Annotated in this window: 14 protein-coding genes; 5 read left to right on the forward strand and 9 right to left on the reverse strand. The window is 64.1% G+C overall.

Annotation, left to right across the window (positions count from 1 at the left end):
- The first annotated feature begins 41 nt into the window (after positions 1-41).
- Entirely contained in the window at positions 42-374 is a 333-nt protein-coding gene (locus WH367_RS11640; protein ID WP_339536198.1) for a hypothetical protein, read from the forward strand.
- 78 nt (positions 375-452) lie between these two features.
- On the opposite strand, the gene gsiD is transcribed toward WH367_RS11640, so the two are convergent.
- From gsiD to WH367_RS11680, 8 genes are all read right to left on the reverse strand, one after another.
- Positions 453-1415: a glutathione ABC transporter permease GsiD gene (gene gsiD, locus WH367_RS11645; RefSeq protein WP_339536200.1), complete on the reverse strand. Its 963-nt coding sequence runs from the start codon at positions 1413-1415 to the stop codon at positions 453-455.
- A gap of 15 nt (positions 1416-1430) precedes the next feature.
- The gene (gene gsiC, locus WH367_RS11650) at positions 1431-2351 is read right to left on the reverse strand and encodes a glutathione ABC transporter permease GsiC (protein ID WP_021025124.1); all 921 of its coding nucleotides are present in this window, start codon (positions 2349-2351) and stop codon (positions 1431-1433) included.
- A 3-nt stretch (positions 2352-2354) separates the two neighbouring features.
- A complete protein-coding gene (gene gsiB / locus WH367_RS11655; RefSeq protein WP_027010471.1) occupies positions 2355-3887 on the reverse strand; it encodes a glutathione ABC transporter substrate-binding protein GsiB in 1533 nt (510 codons plus the stop codon).
- A 101-nt stretch (positions 3888-3988) separates the two neighbouring features.
- Positions 3989-5893, reverse strand: coding sequence for a dipeptide ABC transporter ATP-binding protein (locus WH367_RS11660; RefSeq protein ID WP_052329684.1), 1905 nt, complete (start codon positions 5891-5893; stop codon positions 3989-3991).
- Positions 5894-6221: 328 nt separating this feature from the next.
- Positions 6222-7241, reverse strand: a complete 1020-nt coding sequence (locus tag WH367_RS11665; protein WP_339536202.1) for an isoaspartyl peptidase/L-asparaginase family protein — start codon at positions 7239-7241, stop codon at positions 6222-6224.
- A gap of 52 nt (positions 7242-7293) precedes the next feature.
- Positions 7294-8175 (reverse strand): alpha/beta fold hydrolase, encoded by an 882-nt coding sequence (locus tag WH367_RS11670; protein ID WP_339536204.1) that lies wholly within the window; start codon positions 8173-8175, stop codon positions 7294-7296.
- An 8-nt stretch (positions 8176-8183) separates the two neighbouring features.
- A complete protein-coding gene (gene aroQ, locus WH367_RS11675) occupies positions 8184-8645 on the reverse strand; it encodes a type II 3-dehydroquinate dehydratase (protein ID WP_021025119.1) in 462 nt (153 codons plus the stop codon).
- Positions 8646-8802: 157 nt separating this feature from the next.
- A complete protein-coding gene (locus WH367_RS11680; RefSeq protein WP_027010469.1) occupies positions 8803-9150 on the reverse strand; it encodes a hypothetical protein in 348 nt (115 codons plus the stop codon).
- Positions 9151-9357: 207 nt separating this feature from the next.
- Here WH367_RS11680 and WH367_RS11685 point away from each other — a divergent pair, with 207 nt between their 5' ends.
- Complete coding sequence (locus tag WH367_RS11685) at positions 9358-11175, forward strand: glutamine--tRNA ligase/YqeY domain fusion protein (RefSeq protein ID WP_021025117.1); 1818 nt, start codon at positions 9358-9360, stop codon at positions 11173-11175.
- Positions 11176-11251: 76 nt separating this feature from the next.
- On the opposite strand, the gene WH367_RS11690 is transcribed toward WH367_RS11685, so the two are convergent.
- Entirely contained in the window at positions 11252-12898 is a 1647-nt protein-coding gene (locus tag WH367_RS11690; protein WP_339536206.1) for an acyl-CoA synthetase, read from the reverse strand.
- Between the two features lie 136 nt (positions 12899-13034).
- Between WH367_RS11690 and dnaG the strand changes: the two genes are divergently transcribed.
- The 3 genes from dnaG to fdhD all read left to right on the forward strand — a co-directional run bounded on the left by dnaG (position 13035) and on the right by fdhD (position 18886).
- Positions 13035-15098, forward strand: coding sequence for a DNA primase (gene dnaG / locus WH367_RS11695; RefSeq protein WP_339536208.1), 2064 nt, complete (start codon positions 13035-13037; stop codon positions 15096-15098).
- 352 nt (positions 15099-15450) lie between these two features.
- A complete protein-coding gene (gene rpoD / locus WH367_RS11700) occupies positions 15451-17916 on the forward strand; it encodes an RNA polymerase sigma factor RpoD (protein WP_339536210.1) in 2466 nt (821 codons plus the stop codon).
- Between the two features lie 139 nt (positions 17917-18055).
- Complete coding sequence (gene fdhD / locus WH367_RS11705) at positions 18056-18886, forward strand: formate dehydrogenase accessory sulfurtransferase FdhD (protein ID WP_052329793.1); 831 nt, start codon at positions 18056-18058, stop codon at positions 18884-18886.
- Positions 18887-19055 lie beyond the last annotated feature (169 nt).

Genomic DNA, 19055 nt, shown 5'->3' on the forward strand with positions numbered 1-19055 from the left:
AAGGCCGCGCACTATGCTGAGCGCAATACAAAGGAGAGCGCATGCGCGAAGGATTGGAAAAACTGCTGGCCAAGGGGCAAGACAGCGCGGTGCTGCGCTTTGGCCTGGGCCAGGCCTGCTTGAAGGACGAAGACTATGCGGCCGCCGCGCTGCACCTGGCGCAGGCCGTCGCCCAGAACCCGCATTACTCGGCCGCCTGGAAGCTGCTGGGCAAGGCCCAGCTCGAATCAGGCGCAGCCGATGCCCGCGCGCAAGCGCAGGCCAGCTGGCAGCAAGGCCTGCAGGTGGCAGAGCAGCAGGGTGATACGCAGACCGCCAAGGAGCTCACGGTGTTCTTGAAGCGGCTCCAGAAACTGGGTGCCTCACCGGCCTAAGTTGGCCGGCCAACAAAAAAGCGGCAAGCAGCCCAAGGCGCTTGCCGCTTTTGCTTGGCAGATGATCTGCCCAGGTGCTCAGTTGTCCAGCTTGGGGTCCAGCGCATCGCGCAGGCCATCTCCCAGCAGGTTGAAGGCCAGCACCGTCACAAAGATCGCCAGGCTCGGAAATAGCGCCACATGCGGGGCGTTGAGCATATCGCTGCGCGCCTCGTTCAGCATCGCGCCCCACTCCGGCGTTGGTGGCTGCGCGCCCATGCCCAGAAAGGACAGGCTCGCGGCCGTGATGATCGAGGTGCCGATACGCATGGTGAGGTAGACGACCACCGACGAGACGGTGCCCGGCAGCAGGTGGCGCAGCATGATGACCCGATCGGGCGCACCAATGGAGCGCACCGCCTCGATATAGGTCTGCTGCTTGAGCGCCAGCACATTGCCGCGCACCAGTCGGGCAAAGGCGGGCACGCTGAACACCGCGACGGCCATTATCACATTGATCATGCCGTTGCCCAGGATGGCAACGATACCGATGGCCAGCAGGATGCCGGGGAAGGCAAACAGCACATCGGACATGCGCATCACGCAGCGGTCCCACCAGCCTTCGTAGTAGCCGGCCAGCAGGCCCAGGATGGCGCCAATGACCGCGCCAATGGCGACCGACACAAAGCCGGCCGCCAGCGAGATGCGCGCGCCCACCAGGATGCGGCTGAAGATATCGCGGCCCAGCGAATCGACACCGAACCAGTGCTTGGCCGTGGGGGGCGAATTCAGCGCGTCGTAGTCAAAGAAGTTCTCGGCGTCGTAGGGCACGATCCAGGGCGCCAGGACGGCCACCAGCACCAGTGCGATGATGAAGATACCAGCGAACAAGGCCAGCTTCTGGCGCTTGAACTTGCGCCAGAACTCGGCCATCGGCGTGCGCATGCGCGTTGATGCGGCCAGGTTGGCAGGCAGGGAGGGCGCAGCAGCGCCAGCGGTAGAGACCGTGGTGGCGGCCGCCACGGCGCGGTCGGCAGATTCAGGAGCGTTCGGAGTAGTCATGGCCAAAGCACCTGCTTAGCGGTAACGGATGGTGGGGTTGATCCATGCATAAAGCAGGTCGACCACCAGATTGATCAGGATGAATTCCAGCGAGAACAGCAGCACCAGGGCCTGGATGATGGGGTAGTCGCGCATCTCGACGGCGTCGACCAGCAAGCGGCCCATGCCCGGCCAGTTGAACACCACCTCGACAACGATGGAGCCGCCCAGCAAAAAGCCGAACTGCAGGCCCATCATGGTCACCACCGGAATCATCGCATTGCGCAGGCCATGCTTGATGACGACCACGGTCTCCTTCAAGCCCTTGGCACGCGCGGTGCGCACGTAATCCTCTTTGAGGATGTCGATGAAGGAGCTGCGGGTAAAGCGCGCCATCACGGCCGCCACGGCCGCACCCAGGGTCAGCGATGGCAGCACATAGTGCTTCCAGCTGTCCGCACCCACGGTGGGCAGCCAGCCGAGCTTGACCGAGAAGTACTGCATCAGCAGCATGCCCAGCGCAAACGACGGGAAGGAGATGCCCGACACCGCCAGGGTCATGCCCAGCCGGTCAGGCCACTGGTTGCGCCAGACCGCCGAGACAATGCCTAAAAACATGCCCAGCACCACCGACCAGGCCATGGCCACCACGGTGAGCCAGAAAGTGGGGCCAAAGCGCTCGGCAATCTCTTGCGAGACCGGGCGCTTGGTCCGGATGGATTTTCCAAAATCGCCCTGCAACGCATTGCTGAAGTAACGGATGAACTGCTGGTGCATGGGCAGATCCAGCCCCAGGTCCTTGCGGACCAGTTCGATCGTCTCCGGGCCAGCTTCGGGGCCAGCAGCCAGGCGCGCGGGATCACCGGGCAGCATGTGCACGAAGCCAAAGACCAGCACGCCAACGATGAGCAGTGTCGGTATCAGCCCGAGCAAGCGTTTGAGCAGGTAGCGATACATGGATTACTTCAGGTCGACGTCGGTGAAATTGAAGTTGCCATCCGGGATCACGTAGAAGCCCGTCAGCTTCTTGGACTTGGCCGACACCAGTTGCTCGGTGTTCAGGAAAATCCAGGGCGCATCCTTCCAGATCTTTTGCTGAGCATCGGCGTAGATCTTGCCGCGCTCAGCCGCATCGGTGGTCACCAACGCCTTGGCAATGTCAGCATTGACTTCGGCGTTGTTGTAGTAGGCGGTGTTAAAGCCGCGTGGAGGCTGGCTTTCACCGGCCAGCAGCGGACGCATCGCCCAGTCTGCCTCGCCGGTGGACGAGGACCAGCCCACGTAGTACATGCGCACCGCAGCCTTCGCTGGATCCTGCACCGATTCCACTTCAGCGACGCGCTGGCCTGCTTCCAGGGCGCGCACCGTTACCTTCACTCCTACCTGGGCGAGTTGCTGCTGGGCAAACTGGATGACCTTCTGGGCGGTGGAGTGGTTGTAGGCCGACCACAGGGTGCTCTCAAAGCCATTGGGGTAGCCCGCCTCCTTCAGCAAGGCCTTGGCCTTGGCTGGATCGTAGGGCCAGGGGCCCAGCTTGGTGGCAAATTCCACACCCTTGGGCAGCACGCCTTCGGAAGGGATGGCGTAGCCGGCAAATGCGACCTTGGCCAGTGCTTCCTTGTTGATCGCGTAGTTCAGCGCCTCACGCACCTTGGGGTTGTCAAAAGGCTTTTGGGTGGTGTTCAGCGAGATGTAGCGCGCAATGATCGAAGGCGCCACCACGATGTCGAGGTTGGCATTTTTCTTGAGGTTTTCAACGGCTTCGGGCGGCACGCTGAAAGCGAACTGCGCCTCACCGGTCTGCATCATCGACGAGCGGGTGTTGTTGTCCACCACAGGGCGCCAGGTGATCGAATCCACCTTGGGCAGGCCTTGCTGCCAGTAGCCGTCAAACTTGCTGACCTTCACATAGTCCGAAGGCTTCCACTCGACGAACTTGAAGGGGCCGGTGCCCACGGGATGCTGGGCAATGTCCTTGCCGTATTGCTTAAGCGCAGCGGGCGAGATGATCACGCCCGAGGGGTGGGCCAGCGAGTTGACGAAAGGTGCAAACTGCTCCTTGAGCGTGAACTTGACAGTGTGCTCGTCCACCGCCTCGGTCTTGGCGATGTTCTTGTACAGGTTGTAGCGCTTGAGCTTATTGTCTGGGTTGGTCACGCGGTCAAAGTTGGCCTTCACCGCTTCGGCATTGAAGGGGGTGCCGTCATGGAACTTCACGCCGCTGCGCAGCTTGAAGGTGTAGACCAGACCGTCCTTGCTCACGTCGAAGCCGGTGGCCAGCACCGGGATCATCTTCATGTCCTTGTCGAAGCTGTACAAGCCTTCATAGAAGGACTTGGCCATCGCTTGCGACACGGTGTCATTGGCGTCATAGGGGTCCGTCGTCGTGAAAGACGAGTACACGGCCACCGTCACATCCTTGGCGGCAAACGCCGGCAAAGCCGAACCCGCCATCAGCATGGCTGCGGCGATCGAAGTCAAACGTCGTTGCATATCAACTCTCCTCTTCAGGTTTTGCATCGGCTGGCCCACCACGGCGGCGACCAGACCCACTACATTCTTGGCGTTACTCAGCTGGGCACTCCTGCGCAGGCTCAAGCCGGCTGCAGATCCTGCACCTGGCCGGCAGGCACCGCGGGCTGCGGCATCTCTTGGGCCACCCAGTGGCCCGGGCCCACCTCGCGCATCGGCAGCACGCGCGGCGGGTCGTCCACCCCGCGCACGGGGCTGGGGATCTCGGCCACATTCAAGGTGTGCTGGCGCCGCTGCGTGGGGTCGGCAATCGGCACGGCCGCCATCAGGCGCTTGGTATAGGGGTGCTGCGGGTTCTCGAACACCGCACGGCGCGGGCCGATCTCGACGATCTGGCCCAGGTACATGACGGCCACGCGGTGGCTGACACGCTCGACCACGGCCATGTCGTGCGAGATGAACAAAAAGGCAATGCCAAACTCCCGCTGCAGGTCCATCATCAGGTTGATGATCTGCGCGCGGATCGACACATCAAGGGCAGAGACCGCCTCATCGGCAATCACCACCTTGGGGTTCAGGGCCAGCGCGCGGGCAATGGCGATGCGCTGGCGCTGGCCGCCCGAGAATTCATGCGGGTAGCGGTTGGCGGCAACCGGGGGCAGGCCGACCTTCTCCAGCAGCCACTCCACCTTTTTCTCGGCCTGCTCGCGCGGCAGCAGCTTGTGGATCAGCATGGGCTCCAGAATGCTGTAGCCCACGGTCAGGCGCGGATCGAGCGAGGCAAACGGGTCCTGGAAAATGAACTGGATATCGCGGCGCAGTGCCTGCAGCTGCGCGCCTTGCAGCTTGGCAATATCGCGCCCGGCCACCTGCACATCGCCAGACTGGAAATCGATCAAACGGGCCAGCGCGCGGCCCGTGGTGGATTTGCCGCAACCGGATTCGCCCACCACCGCCAAGGTCTCGCCCGGCTGCAGGCTCAGGCTCACCTGCTCGACCGCATAGACCTGGCGCTTGACGCCGCCAAACAGGCCTTCCTTGATCGGGAAACGCGTCACGAGCTTGTTGACCTGCAGCACCGGCTCACCGGCTTGCACGGTCGATGTCTCGGGCGCGGCGGCCTCGGCCTGCGTGCCCTGGCCCAGCAGGCTGAAGCGCTCGGGCAAATCCTTGCCTCGCATGGCGCCCAGCTGCGGCACGGCGGCCAGCAGGTTGCGGGTATAGGTCTGCTGCGGGTTGGCAAACAGCTGCACGCAGTCCTGCTCTTCGACCTTGTCGCCGCGGTACATCACCAGCACGCGGTCGGCCACCTCGGCCACCACGCCCATATCGTGGGTGATAAAGATCACGCCCATGGACATCTCGCGCTGCAGCTCCTGCACCAGCGCCAGGATCTGGGCCTGGATGGTCACATCCAGCGCCGTCGTCGGTTCATCGGCAATCAGCAGCGAGGGCTTGCAGGACAGCGCCATCGCAATCATCACGCGCTGGCGCATGCCGCCCGACAGCTGGTGCGGGTGGCGCGTGAGCACATTGCGGGCCTCGGGAATGCGCACCAGCTCCATCATGCGCAGCGCCTCGGCCATCGCCGCGCTGTTGGACTTGCGCTGGTGCAAGCGAATCGATTCGGCAATCTGCTCGCCCACGGTGAACACCGGGTTGAGCGAGGTCATCGGCTCCTGGAACACCATGGCCATATCGGCCCCGCGCACCTGGCGCATCTGGGCGGACGTGGCCTTGGCCAGGTCGATCGTGCCGGCATGGCGGCCGCGCAGCAGCATCGAGCCGCTGTCGATCTGGCCCCCGCCGGTCTCCACCAGCCGCATCAACGCCAGCGACGTGACCGACTTGCCCGAGCCCGACTCGCCCACCACCGCCAGGGTCTGGCCGGCGTAGACATCGAGGTTCAGGTTCTTGACCACCTGCACCCGCCCCTGCTCGGTCTTGAAGCTCACGGACAGATCGCGCACCTGCAAAACGGGCGGCGTCAGGTCATCGTGCACGGGAGTAGAACTGGGGTTGGACATAGGTAGAAGGGGCAGTGCGGGGCTTCGCGAAGAAGGCACAAGCCGTTATGCAGGACAGGCACCCGGGTTGGGACAAATCCTTGAGAAAAATCCCCGTGTTGGCAAGAACACTGAGGCATAGATATTCACCTGGGTGACAGTGTTTGCAATTGTAGAAAGCCGGGGGGCGGGTTTGGATGCAAAACGGCCTATGGTTTTCACCTACGCAATTCCCGCAGAGGCGCGCACCATTGTGGTGCGGCGGCCTGCCCGTTGCAGGCAAACCACTCCGTCATCGCCGGGGTCGGGCCGGAGCCCGTTGGTGGGCCCCTGGCTCAGCGATGCACGATCACGCTGGAGCCAAGGCGTCGTTGGCATAAATGGCGACCAGCGCCTCGCCATCGATGCCGATCTGGCCCCGGTACATGCCCTCGGAGTTGAAGCACAGCGAGACCTCACCGTCGGCACCCACGGCGATCAGGCCGCCATCGCCGCCCAGCGGCGGCAGCACGCGGTGGATCACCTCGGCCGTGGCCTGGGCCACCGACTCGCCCAGCAGCTCGATGCGCGCGGCCACCGTGTGGGCGGCCGAGCCCCGGATAAAGGCCTCGCCCACGCCGGTGCAGGAAACAGCCACCACACCATGCTTGGCATAGGTGCCCGCACCCACCACGGGCGAGTCACCGACACGGCCGGGCTTCTTGTTGGTCAGGCCACCGGTCGAGGTGGCGGCAGCCAGCTGGCCATGCACATCCAGCACCACGGCGCCGACCGTGCCCATCTTCTTGCGCTCATCAAGCGGCGCGGCCTGGGCCTGGGTCTGGCTTTGCGCGCTGTGGTCCAGCGCCACCTGCTCGCGGCCCGATGCCAGCGCTGCGGCCTGCACGGTGCGCAGCTGGGCCAGACGCTGCTCGGTCGAGAACCAGTCGCGCGCCACCATCTCGCAGCCCTGGGCCTGGGCAAAGCGCTCGGCCGCTTCGCCAATCATGAAGACCGGCCCGCCCGCCTCCATCAGCGCCAGGGCCGCACGCACCGGGTTGCGCACGGTGCTGACACCGGCGAGCGAGCCGCAGGCCAGATCGCGCCCGCGCATCACACAGGCATCCATCTCATGCGTGGCATCGGCCGTGAACACGGCGCCGCGCCCGGCGTTGAACAGCGGGCATTCTTCGAGCAGGCGCACGGCCTCCACCGCCACTGCTTCGGCAGGGGCGCCTGCCGCCAGTTTTTGCTGCGCGCCTTGCAGCACATCGCGCAAGGCATCGCGGTAGGCCTGCTGCTGCGCGGGGGTGATGGAGGCGCGGGTGATGGTGCCGGCGCCGCCATGGATGGCGATCGCGGGGCGAAAGGAAGAGGTAGAGGTGGTCATAGTGCTTGGGCCGGTCGCGTCTTGCGCGGCCAGCCGGTTCCAGGTGGGTCAATCAGGAAGAGAGCAGCGGCAGCAGCGTGGCCATAAAGGCCTCGGGCTGCTCATACTGCACCCAATGGCCGGCGTCGGGCAGCCGCACAAAGGCCTGCAGATGGGGCGTGACCGCGCGGTATTGGTGCTCCAGCGCGGGCATATAGCTTTTGTACAGCGCGTCATAGGCGCCATAGATCGCAGCGACCGGGCAGGCAATCTGCGGCAGCGACTGCGCCAGGATATCGGTGTTAGCCAGGCGCCGGCGTGGCAGGCGGTCCCGCACAACATTGTGCTGGTGCACGGCCAGGGCCTGGTCGTCGATCTTGGCGGCATCCCAGAGCATCAACGCGCCGAGGTTGTAGCGGTGCATCTCCAGCTGCTCGGCCGGGTCGCTCAGATGGCGCCAGCCCTTCAAGCTGAACTGCTTCTCCGGCACCACGCCCATGGCGGGGGCCCCCACCAGCACCAGGCGCTCTACCGCCTGCGGGTAGGCAGCGGTCAGCATGGCCGCCGTCATACCGCCGAAAGAGAAACCCATCAGCTGGCAAGGCAGCAGATCCAGCTGCGCCATGCCGGCATGCAAAGGTGCGAGCATGGCATCGGCGTCCGTTCCCACGGCCGGCGGGTCGGAATCACCAAAGCCCGGCAGATCGGGCAGCCAGAGTTCATGGCCTTGGGCGAGCAGCGCATCGATATTGCGGATCCAGTGGGTCCAGCTTCCGCTGCCGCCATGGAGCATCACCAAGGGCAGCGTGCCAGGGCGGCGCTCGCCCCAGCTATGCCAAACGACGGTCTGGCCTTCAAAAACGGTGGTCCGCCGCGCCGCCTTGGCCAGCAGCGTCTCGTAGAGCGCCGGCAGCGGCAGCAAGCCCGCAGCGCGGGTGTCTAGAACATCGGACATCGCAGCACTCAGGCGGTGGGCGCCAGCAGCACCTGGGCCACCGCATCGATCGCAATGCTGTAGCCCTGCACGCCCAGGCCGCAGATGACCGCCTTGGCCACGGGCGCAATATAGGAATGGTGGCGGAAGGCCTCGCGGGCATGGACATTGCTGATATGCAGCTCGATCACCGGCAGCGCCGCGCCCTTGATCGCATCCATCAAGGCCACGCTGGTGTGGGTGTAGGCGGCGGCATTGAGCACCACGCCGGCCAGCCGGCCTTCGCGCTGCAGCTGGCCTGCCTCGTGCAGCCAGTCGATCAAGGCGCCTTCATGGTTGCTCTGGTGAAAACGCAGCGCCAGCTGGTTGCGGGCAGCCGCCTGGGCACAGAGCTGCTCGACATCGGCCAAGGTGTGGGCACCATAGATGGTGGGCTCGCGCAGGCCCAGCAGATTCAGGTTCGGGCCGTTCAGTACAAAAACAGTTTTCATCTCAGCTTCCACAACGGACAACAGCTGTGGATTATCCGAGCATTCGGCACCCCAGTGCACAGCCCAAGCGACAGCTGGGCGGTTGGGAGCCCCGGCAAGCGCGCATAAAAAAAGCCCTGGCGGGCCAGGGCATCGGTTGCGCAAGCTGCCAGGCAGCTCAATAGCGGTAGTAATCGCGGTCGTGGCGATGGTGGCGGTAGTAGCGGCCGGGAGGTGGGCCGTAGTACACGGGCGCTGGGCGGTAGACCGGTGCGGGGCGATAAACGACGGCAGGGGGCGGAGGCGCCACATACACGGGTTGAGGCGCATACACAGGGGGAGGCGCCACATACACGGGCTGGGGTGCGTACACCGGCGCGGGGGCCACGTACACCGGTGCAGGCACATTGATGCCCACCGACCAGGACACCCGGCTGGCATGGGCGCCAGCACTCATCAGCGCCAAGCCAGTCAGCACCGCAGCAGCGGCCCAGCGAGAGCCTTGTTTCAGCATCGAATTGCGCATATTGATCTCCTTGCGAGAATCCCTGAAAAATGTCATTGGACTTTCAACGCGGCAAGCAGGCAGAAAGATACCAAAGGCGCTGCAAATTATGGTTTCAAGACAAGATATCCTGTTGCAAAGCGTAAATGGCATGCCCAACACTGGGTCAGAGCCCCAGAAACCGCAATACGTTCCAGCCATCAGGGTACTCCCTTAGAATACACAACTATGAATGCATCTGCCCCGAGCGCTTCGCACAACGGTAGTGACGAAGTGGTCAAACCCACCAATTTCCTGCGACAAATCATCGAGTCCGACCTCGAAAAAGGCAGCTACGCCCAGCGCCACTGGGGTGGCACGCCTGGCGATGCCCAGCACCACCAGCAGGGCCCCATCGACCAGGCCAAGATCCGCACCCGCTTTCCGCCTGAGCCCAACGGCTACCTGCACGTGGGCCACGCCAAGTCGATCTGCCTGAACTTTGGTCTCGCACGCGACTTTGGCGGCGTCTGCCACCTGCGCTTTGACGACACCAACCCGGAAAAGGAAGACCAGGAATATGTGGACGGCATCATCGATGCCGTGCGCTGGCTGGGCTTTGACTGGAAGGACCCGAGCGGCGAGCAAAACCTCTACTACGCCAGCAACTACTTCGACTTCATGTACCGCTGCGCGGTCTACCTGATCGAGCAAGGCCTGGCCTATGTGGATGAGCAATCCGCTGAAGAGATGCGCGCCAACCGGGGCGACTTCACGCGCCCTGGCGTCAACAGCCCGTTCCGCGACCGCAGCGTGGCCGAGAACCTGCAGCGCTTTGCCGACATGAAGGAGGGCAAGCTGCCCGATGGCGCGGCCGTGCTGCGCGCCAAGATCGACATGACGGCGCCCAACATCAACCTGCGCGATCCTGCGATCTACCGGGTGCGCCATGCCGAGCACCACAACACCGGCAACCAATGGTGCATCTACCCGATGTACACCTTTGCGCACCCGATCGAGGACGCCTACGAGCACATCACCCACTCGATCTGCACCCTGGAGTTCGAGGACCAGCGCCCCTTCTACGACTGGTTGCTGGACCACCTGCGCACGGGCGGCCTGATCGATGCGCCGCAGCCGCGCCAGTACGAGTTCTCGCGCCTGAACCTGACCTATGTGATCACCAGCAAGCGCAAGCTCAAGCACCTGGTGGACAACCAATTGGTCAGCGGCTGGGACGACCCACGCATGCCCACCGTCGTCGGCCTGCGCCGCCGTGGCTACACGCCCGCATCCATCCGCAATTTCTGCGAGCGCATTGGTGTGACCAAGGACTACGCCTGGATCGACTACGCCACCTTGGACGGCTGCCTGCGCGAAGACCTGGAAAACCAGGCCCATCGCGCGATGGTGGTGCTGGACCCGGTCAAGCTGGAGCTGAGCAACTGGGCCGAGGTGTTTGGCAGTGCCGAGCACCTCGAAGCCTGCAGCCTGCCCGCCCTGCCCCACCCGGCAGAAGGCCAGGTCGCGCCTGAGCGCCACTTCAGCCTGGGCCGCGAGGTCTGGATCGAGCGCGAAGACTTTGCCGAAGTACCCCCCAAGGGCTATAAGCGCCTCTTCCCCGGCAACAAGGTACGTCTCAAGGGCGGCTATGTGATCGAGTGCACCGGCTGCGAGAAGGATGCCGATGGCGTGATCACCAAGGTGCTGGCCACCGTGGTGCCCGACACCAAGAGCGGCACGCCTGGTGCGGACAGCGTCAAGGTCAAGGCCGCTATCACCTGGGTGGGCGTGGCCGATGGCGTGCAAGCCGAAGTGCGCCTTTACGACCGCCTGTTCACCGATCCACAGCCCGATGCCGGCGGCAAGGACTTCCTGGCGCTGCTCAACCCGGACAGCCTCAAGGTCGTGACCGCCTATGTCGAGCCTTCGCTCAAGGCCGCGCAGCCTGACGACAAGTTCCAGTTCGAGCGCTTTGGCTACTTTGTGGCCGACCGCCATGACCACCGCAGCGACAAGCCGGTGTTCAACAAGATCACCGGCTTGAAGGATTCCTGGGGCAAGTAAGCGCCAGGCCTGATCCGCCGAACCCAACCCGCCCCAGCAAGCTGCGGCGGGTTTTTTCATGGATGTTCAGGCTGGATCAGCTGTCAATCGCATCGGCCGAGCCGGCCTGCTTGCGCAGCTCGAACTTCTGGATCTTGCCGGTGCTGGTCTTGGGCAGCTCGCCAAACACCACCGCACGCGGGATCTTGAAGCCAGCCAAATGCTTTTTGCAGTGGGCGACGATGTCCTCGGCGCTCACCTGGGCACCGGGTTTGAGCTCGACAAAGGCGCAAGGCGTCTCGCCCCAGCGCGCATCGGGCTTGGCTACGACGGCCGCAGCCAGCACGGCGGGGTGGCGGTAGAGGACATCCTCGACCTCGATCGACGAGATGTTTTCGCCGCCCGAGATGATGATGTCCTTGCTGCGGTCCTTGATCTTGATATAGCCATCGGGGTCCTGCACCGCCAGGTCACCGGTATGGAACCAGCCACCGCGAAACGCCTCCTGCGTGGCCTCGGGGTTTTTCAGGTAACCCTTCATCGCGATATTGCCGCGCAGCATGATCTCGCCCATGGTCTGGCCGTCCTGCGGCACGGCTGCCATCGTCTCCGGGTCGCGCACCTGGGCATCGCGCTGCAGGTGGTAGCGCAGACCCTGGCGGGCGTTGAGGCGGGCACGTTCGCCCACATCCATGCCCTGCCAGTCGGGCTGCTGCGCGCAGACCATCACCGGGCCATAGACCTCGGTCAGCCCATAGACATGGGTCAGGTCAAAGCCCAGCTGCTCCATGCCCTCGATCATGGCCGCAGGCGGCGCAGCACCGGCCACCATGCATTTGACGCCAGCGGGCACGCCCTCCTTCAAGGCCGCCGGCGCATTGACCAGCAGGCTGTGCACAATCGGCGCGCCGCAGTAGTGGCTCACGCCATGGCGCTTGATCGCCGCAAAAATGGCCTGCGCATCGATCCGGCGCAGGCAGACATTGACGCCGGCGCGCAGCGCCACCGTCCAGGGAAAGCACCAGCCATTGCAGTGGAACATCGGCAGGGTCCACAGGTAGACCGCAAACTTGGGCATGTCCCATTCCAGCACGTTGCTGATGGCATTCACCGCCGCGCCCCGGTGGTGGTAGACAACGCCCTTGGGGTTGCCGGTGGTGCCGCTGGTGTAGTTCAGTGCAATCGCGTCCCACTCATCGGCAGGCAGCTGCCAGTCAAAGCTGGCATCGCCCTGGGCCAGCAAGGCCTCGTAGCTGAGGCTGCCCAGCCGCTCGCTGGCCTTGCCGTAGAGCGCATCCTCCACATCCACCAGCAGGATGGGCGCCTGCGATTGGCGCAGCGCCAGGGCCTTGGCCACCACACCGGCGTATTCGGGGTCGACGATCAGCGCCTTGGCCTCGCCGTGGTCCAGCATGAAGGCAATCGTCTGCGGATCGAGCCGGGTGTTGAGGGTGTTGAGCACGGCCCCTGCCATCGGCACACCAAAATGCGCCTCCACCATCGGCGGCGTGTTGGGCAGCATCACCGCCACCGTGTCGTTCTTGCCAATGCCATGCTGCTGCAAGGCGCTGGCCAGCTGGCGGCAGCGCGCATAGGTCTGCGCCCAGGTCTGGCACAGCTCGCCATGGATGATGGCGAGGCGCTCCGGGTAGACCTCGGCGCTGCGGGCGATAAAGCCCAGCGGGGTCATCGGCGTGTGGTTGGCCCCGTTTTGCTCGAGCCCGGTGTCAAAAATGCTGTTCATCAGTGCTTGTCTCCTCTGCAAACACTGTGCCACAAGCGGCTGACGCGAAGATTGCGCGCTGTCACACGATCGATAGCCGGGATTGGCCATTGACCCGGGGGCAGATTGGGGTGGCGCTGCGGCGGCGCAGCCCGGCATGCGCGACAATAGCCGGGTGTCCATCCCCCAGTCATTTATCCAGGAGCTGCTCTCCCGCGTCGACGTTGTCGACGTGGTCGGCCGCTATGTGCAGCTGAAAAAAGGCGGCGCCAACCTCATGGGGCTGTGCCCCTTCCATGGCGAGAAATCGCCCTCCTTCAGCGTCAGCCCCTCCAAGCAGTTCTACCACTGCTTTGGCTGCGGCAAAAACGGCAATGCCATCGGTTTTCTGATGGACCACACCGGCATGGGCTTTCGCGAAGCGGTGACCGACCTGGCCCAGAGCGTGGGCCTGCCGGTGCCCGAGGACGATGTCTCGCCCCAGCAGCGCGAGCGCGCCGCGCAGGCGCGCGAAAAGCAGGCCTCGCTCACCGATCTGCTCGAAAAAGCCGGTGACGCCTACCGCAAGCAGCTGTCGCAGTCGCCCAAGGCCATTGCCTACCTCAAAGGCCGGGGCGTCAGCGGCGTCACCGCCAAGCGCTTTGGCCTGGGTTACGCGCCCGAAGGCTGGCGCAGCCTGGCGAGTATCTTCCCGGCCTATGACGATGCCAAGCTGGTCGAATCGGGCCTGGTGATTGAATCGGACGACGGCGAAGGCAAGCGCTACGACCGCTTCCGCGACCGGGTGATGTTCCCCATCCGCAATATCAAGGGCGAATGCATCGGCTTTGGCGGCCGCGTGTTTGGTGATGAAAAGCCTAAATACCTGAACTCGCCCGAAACCCCGGTCTTCCACAAGGGCCGCGAACTCTATGGCCTGTTCGAGGCCCGCACCGCCATCCGCGAGCATGGCTATGTGCTGGTGACCGAAGGCTATATGGATGTCGTCGCGCTCGCCCAGCTCGGCTTTCCGAATGCGGTGGCCACCCTGGGCACCGCCTGCACGCCCGACCATGTGCACAAGCTCTTCCGCTTTACCGACACCGTGGTCTTCAGCTTTGACGGCGATGCCGCCGGCCGCCGCGCCGCCCGCAAGGCGCTCGATGGCGCGCTGGCCTATGCCAGTGACACCCGCAGCATCAAGTTTCTTTTTCTGCCCGCCGAGCACGACCCAGACAGTTTTGTGCGCGAATACGGCGCCGACGCCTTTGCCCGCCATGTGCATGACGCCACGCCGCTGTCGCGCTTCTTGCTCGAAGCAGCCAGCGAGCTCTGCGACCTGGGCCAGGCCGAAGGCCGGGCGCGTATGTCGAGCAACGCCCGCCCGCTGTGGAACCTGCTGCCAGACGGTGCCCTCAAGCGCCAGCTGCTCGGCGAGATCGCCGACAAGGCCCAGTTGCCCGCCGCCGAGCTGGAGGGCCTGTGGCAAAAGACTACGGCCCAGGAACAAGCCCGCCAAAGCGGCGCTGGCCAGGCAGCGGCCAGCAGCGGCCCGCGCCATGCGCCCTCCTGGGATGCGCCGCCGGTGGGCGCTGACAGCATGCCCGCCTATGGCGATGCGCCGCCCTGGGGCAGCGACACGGCCATGGACCGCTACCCCGGCCAGCGCAACGACAGCTTTGGCGAGCCGCGCGGCGCCCATGGCGGCGGCAACGGCTACATCAAGCGCAGCGGCGAGTGGCGCCCCGGCCAGGGAGGCCGCAAAGGCGGCTGGCAGCCCCGCCCCGAGCCGCAACCGCCGATGCCCAGCGTAGCCGTGACCCGCGAAGACCAGGCCGCGCGCCTGCTGCTGTCGCACATGGCCTTTTTGGAGAATTTCTCGCCCGAGGACGCCGCCACCCTGGCCCAGTTGCCCGCCCCCCATGGACCGCTGTTCGCCTGGGTGGAGCAGCAGTTCCTGGCCCACGGCGCCCAGTCCTGGGCGGTGCTGCGCGAGCACCTGCGCGGCCATGCGGTCGAGGCCTTCGCCACCGCGCTGATGCGGGGCCAGCATGCCCAGATTGACGGCCCGCTCGATGAGATCCGCGCCGAGCTGCGCGACTCCCTCAGCCGCATCGTGCTCGACCAGCTCGAAGAGCAAAACCGCCAGCTGGTCACCCAGGCCTCCGACCCGCAAGCGCTGCGCCGCTACCAGAGCAATTTCCACCGTATCGGCCTGCTCAAGCGCCAGGTCAATAAATAGGCGCGGCTCCAAATACCCAGAGGGCATATAAAAATATTTGCCCCGATTGCCGTACAGGCCCTTGACATTGGCCAAAAAGGTATAATATTTGACACATCGGCAAGAGCGACAGCAGCACCTCCGGACCGGGCCCGTATGAAGAATCATGCGATTTGCCACCAGCGCAAGTGCCCAAAATACCGCAAGGACTGCATTCCAAATGTTCGCCCCCACATCTTGCCTTGAGGCTTAGCGCCTCGTGCAGCCGCGTTGGCCGCCACAGTTTTGTGGCGATCGACCACTGCAGTTTCAATGCGCCGGTGATGGCGCTTGCCAGTTTTCTTTGTGTGTTCTCTTTGCTCTGAGGGTGTCCATGCCAGCTACAAAGTCCGCGAAGTCGTCCGTCAAGTCGTCCACTACCACCAGCGCGGCCAAAAGCGCCAAAGCTACAGCAGCCAGCCCTGCCGCCAAACCGGCGGCCAAACGCGCTACTGCTGCAGCAGGCAAAACCGTAAAAGCCAGTGCTGCGCCCACCCCAGCCAAGGCAGCGACGAAGAAGGTTAGCTCCGTGTCCGAAAAACAACGCCTGTCCCAGGCCGAACTGCTCAAGGCAGCCGATGCCCTGCTCAACGCAGGTGCTCCCAAAAAGCGCGCCGCCAAGAAAAGCGAAGCCGCCGAAGAAGATACCCCGGTGAAGGCCAAGGCCGCCACCAAGACTGCGACCAAGGCCAAGACCGCCAAGGCCGAAGACGACAAGCCCAAGGCGCCGCGCAAGACCGCCGCCAAGACCACCAAGGCCAAAGCCAAGGACAAGGGCGATGAAGATATCGACGATACCGATTTCTCGGACATCGAAGAGGACATCGCGGGCGACAGCGAAGAGGTCGTAGAGGTCTCCGCATCGCCAGACACACCGACCGAAAAGGTCAAGCCGCTGCGCATGAAGGTCTCCAAGGCCAAGGAGCGCGCCTTGATGAAGGAGTTCGGCCTCGACGAAGCCGTGCTGACCGAAGAGGAAATGTCCACCCGCCGTCAGCGCCTCAAGGCCCTGATCAAGCTGGGCAAGACCCGTGGCTACCTGACCAATGCCGAAATCTCCGACCACTTGCCCGACAAGCTGGTCGATGCCGAGACGCTGGAAGTGGTGATCTCCATGTTGAACGACATGGGCGTGGCCGTCTACGAACAGACGCCTGACGCAGAGACCCTGCTGCTGAACAACACCGGCCAGTCCGCCACCACCGAAGAAGAAGCCGAAGAAGAAGCCGAAGCGGCTTTGTCGACGGTGGATTCCGAGTTCGGCCGCACCACCGACCCAGTCCGCATGTACATGCGTGAAATGGGCACGGTCGAGCTCTTGACCCGCGAAGGCGAAATTGAAATCGCCAAGCGCATCGAAGGCGGCCTGCAGGACATGATGCTGGCCATCAGCGCATCGCCCGCGACCATTGCCGAGATTCTGGCGATGGGCGAAGAGATCCGCGAAGGCAAGGTCGTCATCTCCACCGTGGTGGACGGCTTCTCCGACGCCGACGAAAACGACGACTACGTGGCCGAAGAAGACTTCGACGAATACGACGAAGAAGACGACGACGACGGCAAGGGCGGCTCCAAGGCGCTGACCAAGAAGTTGGAAGAGCTGAAGAACGAAGCGCTGTCGCGCTTTGCCAAGCTGCAGTCGCTGTTCGAGCAGCTGCACGCCGCCTATGACAAGAGCGGCTACGGCACGGCCCAGTACACCAAGGTGCAGGGCCAGTTGTCGGCCGAGCTGATGACCATCCGCTTCACCGCCAAGACCATTGAGAAGCTCTGCGACATGCTGCGCGAGCAGGTCGACAGCGTGCGCCAGAAAGAGCGTGCCCTGCGCAAGATCATTGTCGAGAAGTGCGGTCTGCCCCAGGAGAAGTTCATCCAACTGTTCCCTGCCAACCTGCTCAACCTGCAATGGATCGAGAAGGAAGCGCAAGCGGGCAACAGCTGGAGCGCCATCATGGGCCGCAATATCCCGCCCGTGCAGGAGCTGCAGCAGAACCTGATTGATCTGCAAGCCCGCGTGGTCGTTCCGCTCGATGAGCTCAAGCTCATCAACAAGCGCATGAACGACGGCGAGCGCGCATCGCGCAATGCCAAGAAGGAAATGATCGAGGCGAACTTGCGCCTGGTGATCTCGATTGCCAAGAAGTACACCAACCGGGGCCTGCAGTTCCTGGACCTGATCCAGGAAGGCAACATCGGCTTGATGAAGGCCGTGGACAAGTTCGAATACCGCCGTGGCTACAAGTTCTCGACCTATGCGACCTGGTGGATTCGCCAGGCGATCACGCGCTCGATTGCGGACCAGGCCCGTACCATCCGTATTCCGGTGCACATGATCGAGACCATCAACAAGATGAACCGCATCAGCCGCCAGCACTTGCAGGAGTTCGGCTTCGAGCCCGATGCCTCCATCCTGGCCGAGAAGATGGAGATCCCGGAAGACAAGATCCGCAAGATCATGAAGATCGCCAAAGAGCCGATCTCGATGGAAACGCCGATCGGTGATGATGACGACAGCCACCTGGGTGACTTCATCGAAGACAGCGCCAACACAGCGCCGGTCGATGCGGCGATGCAGGCCGGCCTGCGCGACGTCGTCAAGGACATCTTGGATGGCCTGACCCCGCGCGAAGCCAAGGTGCTGCGCATGCGCTTCGGTATTGAAATGTCCACCGACCACACGCTGGAAGAAGTGGGCAAGCAATTTGACGTGACGCGCGAGCGCATCCGCCAGATCGAAGCCAAGGCGCTGCGCAAGCTCAAGCACCCCAGCCGCTCGGACAAGCTGCGCAGCTTCATCTAAGCGCTTGCCCAGCCCTGCAAGACCTGCGGATCGCAAGACCCAGGTCTTCCCACCCAACCCCGCCTCGGCGGGGTTTGTTTTTGGGCGCGCCTGCCCACGGCGCAGACGCCGTCATTCGCTTTGCGTCACAATCAGCGCCATGCCTTCCGATCTGCCCCGCGCCGTCCAGCCCCTGCCCGCCACCGTGATCACGCCGGAGGCCTCGGTCTCGCGGCTGGATGCGGTTGCGGCCGAAGTACCGGTGGCGCTGGTGTTCAACGGCATCTCGCATGCGGTGATGATGTGCAGCCCGCAGGACCTGGAAGTGTTTGCACTGGGCTTTGCGCTGTCCGAAGGCATCATCGACCAGGCAGCCGACTGCTATGGCATCGAGGTGCAGCCGCTGGCGCCCTGCGGCACCGACCCGGAAGCACCGGGCATCAGCGTGGAGATGCAGATCGCCAGCCGCTGCTTTGTGCGCCTCAAGGAACGGCGCCGCGCCCTCACCGGCCGCACCGGCTGCGGCATCTGCGGCATCGATTCGATGGACGCCCTCGATCTGGTGCCCGAGCCCCTGCCGCAGCTGCCCGACTGGGCCCAGCGCGTGGATCTGGCGGCCTTGCAGACGGCGTTTTCTCAGCTGCCCCAGCTGCAGCTGCTCAACCAGCAGGCCGGCGCCGTCCATGCCGCCGGCTGGGCCACGCCGGCTGGGCAATTGCAGGTGGCGCTGGAGGACGTAGGCCGCCACAACGCACTGGACAAGCTGCTGGGCCATATGGCGCAGCAGCAGATGCTGGGCCAGCCCGGCTTGGTGGTGATGACCAGCCGCGCCAGCTACGAGCTGGTGCGCAAATGCGCCCGCATGGGCCTGCCGGTGCTGGCCACCATCTCCGCGCCCACCACGCTCGCCATCCAGGTGGCCAACCAGGCCGGCATGCGCCTGTTTGGCCTGTGCCGGGGCCCCCGTGTGGTGCGCTACAGCGCCCTCTGACAAGTTCCAGACTGGCACCAGACAGCTGCCAGACCGCTATAAAACCGGGCGCCGGCCCGGCTGCGCACAGGTGCCACTTCTGCGCTGCAGCGCCTTGCGGACGGCCTTTGCACACTCAAAAACCGTAGCAATTGAACAACACTTCCGCTGCCGCCTGGGTCCAATCGTC

Origin of the sequence: Comamonas sp. MYb21, assembly GCF_037479395.1 — a bacterium.
Lineage (GTDB): Bacteria > Pseudomonadota > Gammaproteobacteria > Burkholderiales > Burkholderiaceae_C > Comamonas.